General features: G+C 65.2%; 6 protein-coding genes. 3 read left to right on the top strand and 3 right to left on the bottom strand.

Annotated elements, in window-relative coordinates; translation table 11 throughout:
- Positions 1-791 precede the first annotated feature (791 nt).
- Entirely contained in the window at positions 792-974 is a 183-nt protein-coding gene (locus tag PQR02_RS27775) for a hypothetical protein (protein WP_149672812.1), read from the top strand.
- A 76-nt stretch (positions 975-1,050) separates the two neighbouring features.
- Here PQR02_RS27775 and PQR02_RS27770 read toward each other — a convergent pair whose 3' ends face one another.
- The 3 genes from PQR02_RS27770 to PQR02_RS27760 form a co-directional block, all read right to left on the bottom strand.
- The gene (locus PQR02_RS27770; RefSeq protein ID WP_408238930.1) at positions 1,051-1,788 is read right to left on the bottom strand and encodes a DUF899 domain-containing protein; all 738 of its coding nucleotides are present in this window, start codon (positions 1,786-1,788) and stop codon (positions 1,051-1,053) included.
- A gap of 197 nt (positions 1,789-1,985) precedes the next feature.
- On the bottom strand, positions 1,986-2,411 hold the full coding sequence (locus PQR02_RS27765) for an ArsR/SmtB family transcription factor (protein WP_408238927.1): 426 nt from the start codon (positions 2,409-2,411) through the stop codon (positions 1,986-1,988).
- A gap of 336 nt (positions 2,412-2,747) precedes the next feature.
- Positions 2,748-4,130: an NCS2 family permease gene (locus PQR02_RS27760; RefSeq protein ID WP_408238924.1), complete on the bottom strand. Its 1,383-nt coding sequence runs from the start codon at positions 4,128-4,130 to the stop codon at positions 2,748-2,750.
- A gap of 490 nt (positions 4,131-4,620) precedes the next feature.
- Here PQR02_RS27760 and PQR02_RS27755 point away from each other — a divergent pair, with 490 nt between their 5' ends.
- Together PQR02_RS27755 and PQR02_RS27750 are read left to right on the top strand one after the other, a co-directional pair.
- On the top strand, positions 4,621-5,592 hold the full coding sequence (locus tag PQR02_RS27755) for a PRC-barrel domain containing protein (protein WP_408238921.1): 972 nt from the start codon (positions 4,621-4,623) through the stop codon (positions 5,590-5,592).
- Positions 5,589-6,845, top strand: coding sequence for an MFS transporter (locus tag PQR02_RS27750; protein WP_408238918.1), 1,257 nt, complete (start codon positions 5,589-5,591; stop codon positions 6,843-6,845). The genes PQR02_RS27755 and PQR02_RS27750 overlap by 4 nt, the downstream gene beginning before the upstream one ends.
- The last annotated feature ends 56 nt before the right edge of the window (positions 6,846-6,901 follow it).

Raw genomic sequence — 6,901 nt, 5'->3', positions numbered from 1 at the left:
GCCAGTCCGTGATGCGGCCACGCTGCTTCGAGTGCAATACGCTCGCGGTGAACGAATGCATCGAGACATGGCGCGCCACGTCGTGCGCCGGCACGGAGCGCCACTGCGTCGACTGGCCGTTCCCGTCTTTCATTCTCGCCACCCCTTTTATGAGCGCAATCGGCCGATTATCAAAGTACGCATCTCATGCCGTCTATCAGAAATAGACGAATATCCATCAATAATCGACAGATATTCGATTCGCATAACGAAGTAATGTAGATCTTCATAGTGGATCATCTACACGCATAGCGGCCGTTAGGAATGTGACGTGCATGGACCCAACGAGGAGATTATTTCCCCCTGACGCCCCATGGTGTGTGAAGCAATTCGAAGAAAGCTCGTGCTATCTGCTTACGCGACAGATTGCGCGACGCGCGCCAACCCCGACCGTAGCCCTGGTCGCGGCCTTCGCCTCAATCAAACAGCGACCTGTCATCGTTCAAAACCTGCGCGACCGCGTTGGCGCTGTCGTCTTGCATCCTGAACGCGTGCCTGAACAGGCCGCGCAGCGACGTGCGTTTGCGCCTGACAGTAGCCGGGGCGTGTGGTCCGGTCTTCGCCTCCGTTCTTGTCCGGTTCCGAACAAGACCAAGCCACGCAATGCACGCAAATGCCCCAACCAGGACCCCTTCGGACCGTAATCGCTGTAAGCCCCGCCGTTGCGAATCCGTAAGCTCATCTCGATAAAATCCCGCTCACCTGACCGTGCGATCCGACCTTCCGGATCGCACATGAGCCCGGATTTACCGATGGATTTCGCGCTGAACTTTGATTGGCTGACCAACCTGCTGGCGATTCTGTTCGTCGTGGCGTGCCTGTACGACTCACGCTACGACGAGTACGGCGTGTTGACGCTGGCCGCGGCCGCGATGGGCCTCGCCGTGATGGCGATGGAATTTTTCCTCAAGCCCGCGTTCGATATGGCGCTCTGAAGCGCAGCGCACGAAGCGCCGCGCAACGCGGCGCCAACCCTTAGGATTGCGGCAACGTCAAGCCGCCCCGCCTCGCTCAGGAATCGCACGCGGCGCAAGCACCGCCCTTCTGCTCCTCATACCGGTCGTGATGCCTGACCCAGTCGGTCAGATTGCTGGCCTCGTTGCGGCCTTTCGGCGTGACGTCCAGATGCGCGTAGGTGTTGATGAACCGTTCGTCGCCGCGTCCATAGCACGAATACGTGTGGAACACGTCCCCGTTGCCGTCCTTGTAGAACACGCTGTGGCCGTGTTGCTCGTCGATGCCGACATCCTGTCCGGTGAAGTTGTAGAAGGCATTCTTGCTGGCCAGCTGCTCGGGCGTGAACGACACGTGGTAGTCGAAATTGAAATCGCTGCCGCTCGACGACACCCACGGAAAGCTCCACCCCATGCGCTTTCTGAAGGCCTCGATCTTCGCGAGCGGCGCGTGCGACACCGTCACGTACGACACGTCGTGATGCTCCAGATGCGTGACGATCCCGCTCATGTGATCCGACAGGAACGAGCAGCCGACACAGCCCTCTTCCCAATCCGGACCCATCATGAAGTGATAGACGATCAGCTGGCTGCGGCCGTCGAACAGATCGGCAAGCGTCTTGCGGCCCTGCGGCGTATCGAACCAGTAGGTCTTGTCGACCTTCACCCATGGCAGCGCGCGGCGTTTGCGGGCGAGTTCATCGCCTGCGCGCATGTGCGCCTTCTCTTCGACCAGTAACGCGCGGCTCGCGTCCAGCCATCCCTGTCTCGTGCCAACGCGGTGTTGCGGGTCCATATGCGTCTCCTTTTCTGCGACGTCTAGATCAATCGTGCAGCCTCGCTCAGGCGCACTCGAAAGAATCCGAAGCAGTTCGAACGATCCCGGACTACCTCCCACTTCCAGCGGATGAATTTGTCGGTCAAGCCGCGGCGATCGCCGTCGCACATCCCGTTGCCCGCGGAGCAGTTCGACGCCGTGCGGATGCATCCGCGTCATCCATTGCGGCGGCGCCGTCCGCGCTCTGAAGACTCCGACGGACGCGGCGCGTGGATGTCACCGGCGGGCGGGTCCGGGCTCGGCAGACCTGGTTCGGGCTCCTGTTCGACGAACGCGGCAAGACGATCGAACGATTCGGACCAGAAGCGCTGATAGCGGCCGAGCCACTCCATGGCTTCCTCCATCGGTCCGGCGCACAACCGGCACGCGACCGTGCGGCCGGTTTTGGTGCGCGCGATGAGACCGGCCCCGGATAGCACGTCGAGGTGCTTCATCACGGCGGGCAGCGACATCGCAAACGGCTCGGCGAGTTCGCTGACCGACAGCTCGCGCTCCGACAGCCGCGCGAGCAACGCGCGCCGCGTCGGGTCCGACAATGCGGCGAAGGTGCGATCGAGTACCGCATCGTTATACTTAACCATGAGGTTGAGTATAGAAACACCCGGACGGATGTCAAGGACACTGGTTTGAAAACGGCGAACACACTGACGTAGTGGAACTGCGGGCGGCTTCGGCCGGATTGAACGACCGATATCAACCGGCCGCATACCGATTCGAGCAACACCCGCTGGCAAGCACAAAAAGAAACGCGGTGCGCCGCAGATCCCGCCCTGTGGCGCACCGCGTCAACGGTGGAGAACAACCGGCTACACGCACTACCTGCACGAGCGAAGCGGCCACCATCGCGTCGCCCCGCTCTCGCATTCCTTCAAAGTGTCAGCCGCCCCGGACACAGCCCGGGCAACCTCGCCAGCGCATCAGATCGCCCAGCCGCCGAGATAGAAAGCCACCAGCACGACAGCGATCACGACCGTGCCCACGTTGAGCTTGCGATATTCGCCGCTCACCACGCGGCCGATCACGAGCGTCGCGAAGCCGAGCATGATGCCCGTCACGATGTTCGCGGTCAGCACGATGAACACCGCGCACATCAGTCCCGACATCGCGTCGACCATGTCGTCCATATGCAGCTTGCTGACGTTCGACAGCATCAGCAGCCCCACGTACATCAGCGCCGGCGCCGTCGCATATGAAGGCACGAGCCCGGCCAGCGGCGAGAGGAACATCACCACGAGAAACAGCAGCCCGACCACCGCCGCCGCCAGCCCGGTCTTCGCGCCAGCCGCGACGCCGACCGTCGACTCGATATACGCCGCCGCCGGCGCGCCGCCGAGCAGTCCCGAGAAGATCGAGCTGAGCGAATCGGCCGTTAGCGCGCGGCCGCCGTTGATGATGCGGCCGTGTTCATCGAGCTGGCCCGCTTGACCGGCGACCGCGCGAATCGTGCCGGTGGCGTCGAACACGGCGGTCATCACGAGTGCGAGCACGCTGGGCAGCACCGCCATCGACAACGCGCCCTTGATGTCCATTGCGCCGATCAGCGACGCATGGCCCGGCGCGCTGAGCGACGGCACCGCGAACACGCCGTGGAACGACACAGCTGGATCGATCACGAGCGCGATCGCCGAAATCGCGACGATCACGATCAGGATCGAACCCGGCACGCGGCGGCGCACCAGCCCGAGGATCGCCGCGAGACTCGCCACCGACATCAGCGCCGGCAATGCCGTGATATGACCGAGCGACACCGGCAGACCGGCGCCCGGATTCTTCACGACCAGCCCCACGTCGTTGGCGGCGATCAGCAGCAGAAACAGCCCGATGCCGATCCCCGTGCCGTGCGCGATGCCGGTCGGCAGATTGCGCAGAATCCAGGAGCGCACGCCCGTCACCGAGATCGCGGTGAACACCACGCCCATCAGGAACACCGCGCCGAGCGCGACGTTCGGATGCAGACCCTTGCCGAGCACGAGGCCGAACGCCGTGAAGGCGGTCAGCGAAATCGCGCAGCCGATGGCGATCGGCAGGCGTGCCCACACGCCCATCAGCAGCGAGCCAAACGCGGTGGTCAGGCACACCGCGACGAATACCGCGCTGGTGTCGAAGCCCGCTTTGCCGAACATGCCCGGCACGACGAACACGGAGTAGACCATCGCGAGGAAGGTGGTGATGCCCGCGACGATTTCCTGACGCTGTGAGCTGCCGCGTGCCGAGATGTCGAAATAGCGGTCGAGTAGGCCCTTTGCGTCGAACGATTCGGTCGCGACGTCGGAAATCGCCTGGGCGTTGGGTTCCATCATGATGAGTGCCTCCTTTATCAGCATGCTGAAACGGCCGTCGATATGGCCGTCGTCAGGGTTCGTCTCGTTGGGTTGGTTTAATGTGTGGTGCATCTCTTTTTGTTGCCTCGAATGTAGGGCAACACAGATATGTCTCCAATCGCATGGATGGCATGCCGTACATGTCGCGGCGCTTATATCGTTCAGGGGACGGCAAAGCACATCGGCGCGCCGCGCGTTTACACCTACGGTTCGTCATGACGACGTGAAAGGGGTTCTGACGGTTTCGCGGCCGGCGCACAATCTGCGACGGCAGGCAAACAGGACGCAAAGCGCGGCAAACGCGTGGCGCTGCCCCCCGCGCGGCACAAGGCGTGCTTGCAAGGCGCAGCCGGATCGCCTGCAAAACCGGGGCCGGCCGACGCCGCGGGTTAAACTCTGGCCCGTACCTCGATCGATAACCGCGGCGGCCCAGTGCGCCCGTCCGCACCGGCCCATGGAGTTTTTCCTGATGACTGGCGGCTTTTCGCGTCCTGCCTGGCGCGTGCTGATTCTGGCTGTGTTCGCGCTCTTCGCGCTGTCCGGCTGCAGCCTGTTATGGGGCCCGCAGCAGGCGCCGATCGTCGACGCGACGGTCATGCCCGTCGAACCCGCCAGCGCGCCGGTGGCGGCTTCCGCGCCCGAGCCGGTCGAGACCGAAGCGAACGAACCCGAGCAGCCGAAGAAACCGACGAAGCCGGTCGTCAAGCCGCACAAGGTCGAGCCTCCGCCGCCCGTCGCCACGCCCGCGCCGCCGCCGCCCCCGCCCCCGCCGCCGCCGCTGATCGTGCTGCGCACGATCGAGCGCAACGAGGCGCGCGCGCTGCTCGATAGCGAAGTGCAGAAGCCCGACGGCAAAGTGGTCGGACGCGCGGTCGACGTGATCGCCGACGCGCTCGGCAAGCCGCGCGAGATGGTCGTCAATCTGCAAGGCTTCCTCGGCGTGGGCGACCGCAAGGTGAACTTCCCGTGGAGCGCGTTCCGCTTCACCCCGACCGCCAAGGCCGCGCCGATCACGCTCAACACCGGGGCCGTGCCGGCCAAGCCGGCCAAATCCAATGTCGTGCAGTTGCCGCTGATCGATGCCACCGTCGAGCGTTCGAACGGCGCCAAGGTCGGCCGCGTGATCGACGTGCTGATCGACGGCAATGCGCAGCCGCAGGCGGTCGTGCTCGACGTCAGCGGCATGGTCAGCACCGAGCGGCGCACCATCGCCGCGAACTGGTCGGCGCTGCACTTCGTCACGCGCGACAAGGAGCTGCATCCGCTGCTCGAACTGAGCGACGCGCAGATCAACGCGACGCCGCCCTACGCCAGCGACAAACCGATCCGCGCGGTGTCGCCGGCGCCGCCGCCCGCTCCCGCGTCCGCGCCAGCCGCCGCTTCGGCGCCTGGCAGCGCGTCGACGGCCATCGCGGTCTCCAGCGCACGGGCGGCCCGATGATCGGCCGCACTCTCGTCACGGCGCGTAGTCTGCGCGCGCTCGATTGGCTGAATTTCTTCGTCGCCAACGTGCAGACAGGCTTCGGGCCGTTCATCGCGTCCTATCTCGCGTCGCATAAGTGGACCCAGGGCGAGATCGGCTTGGCGCTGTCGGTCGGGACCATCAGCGCGATGGTCAGCCAGGTGCCCGGCGGCGCCGCCGTCGACGCGTTGCGCAACAAGAAGGCCGCGGCCGCGTGGGCCATCATCGCGATCATCCTGAGCGCGGTGCTGCTGGCCGTCAGTCCGACCGTGCTGCCGGTGATCGCCGCCGAGGTCTTCCACGGCTTCGCCAGTTGCATGCTGACGCCGGCGCTCGCCGCGATCTCGTTCGCGCTGGTGGGGCGCGCGAATCTCGGCGACCGGCTGGGACGCAACGCGCGCTGGGCGTCGATCGGCAGCGCGGTGGCGGCCGGCCTGATGGGTGTGTTCGGTGAGTACTATTCGCCGCGCGCCGTGTTCTGGCTGACCGCCGGGCTCGCGGTGCCCGCGCTGATCGCGCTGACGATGATCCAGCGCACCGACACCGTCGAACTGCCGAAAGCCGGGCCGACGCCGCAGCAGCTCGAACGGCGCGAAAGCCTGCGCGAGTTGCTGCGCGACAAGCGGATGCTGCTGTTCGCGGCGTGCATCGTGCTGTTCCACTTGTCGAACGCGGCGATGCTGAACCTGGCGGCGGGCGAAGTGACAGCCGGCATGGGCGACAACGTTCAGCTCGTGATCGCGGCGTGCATCATCGTGCCGCAGGCGATCGTCGCGATGATGTCGCCGTGGGTCGGACGCTCGGCCGAACGCTGGGGACGACGGCCCATCCTGCTGCTCGGGTTTTCGGCGCTGCCGATCCGCGCGTTGCTGTTCGCCGGAATCAGCAGCCCTTATCTGCTGGTGCCGGTGCAGATGCTGGACGGTTTGAGCGCCGCGGTGTTCGGCGTGATGCTGCCGCTGATCGCCGCCGACGTCGCCGGCGACAAGGGCCGCTACAACCTGTGTATCGGACTGTTCGGCCTGGCGGCGGGGATCGGGGCCACGTTGAGCACGACGGCTGCGGGCTTCGTCGCGGATCATTTCGGCAATGCGGTCAGCTTCTTCGGCCTGGCTGCGGCAGGTGCGCTGGCTGTGCTGCTGGTGTGGGCGGCGATGCCCGAGACGCGCGATGCGGCGGCGGCCGGCGGCGATGCGCCGGTGGCCGATGGCGGGAAATCGGCGGCGAGGTGAGCGCGGGTCAGTAACCGCAAACGCTGCTCGCCGACCATGCAAAGAGGCGCGATAAA

This window comes from Paraburkholderia sediminicola (assembly GCF_046026895.1).
Taxonomy (GTDB): Bacteria; Pseudomonadota; Gammaproteobacteria; order Burkholderiales; family Burkholderiaceae; genus Paraburkholderia; species Paraburkholderia sediminicola_C.
The sequence above is the reverse complement of the archived record's forward strand: the minus strand, read 5'-3'. Positions and strand labels throughout refer to the sequence as shown.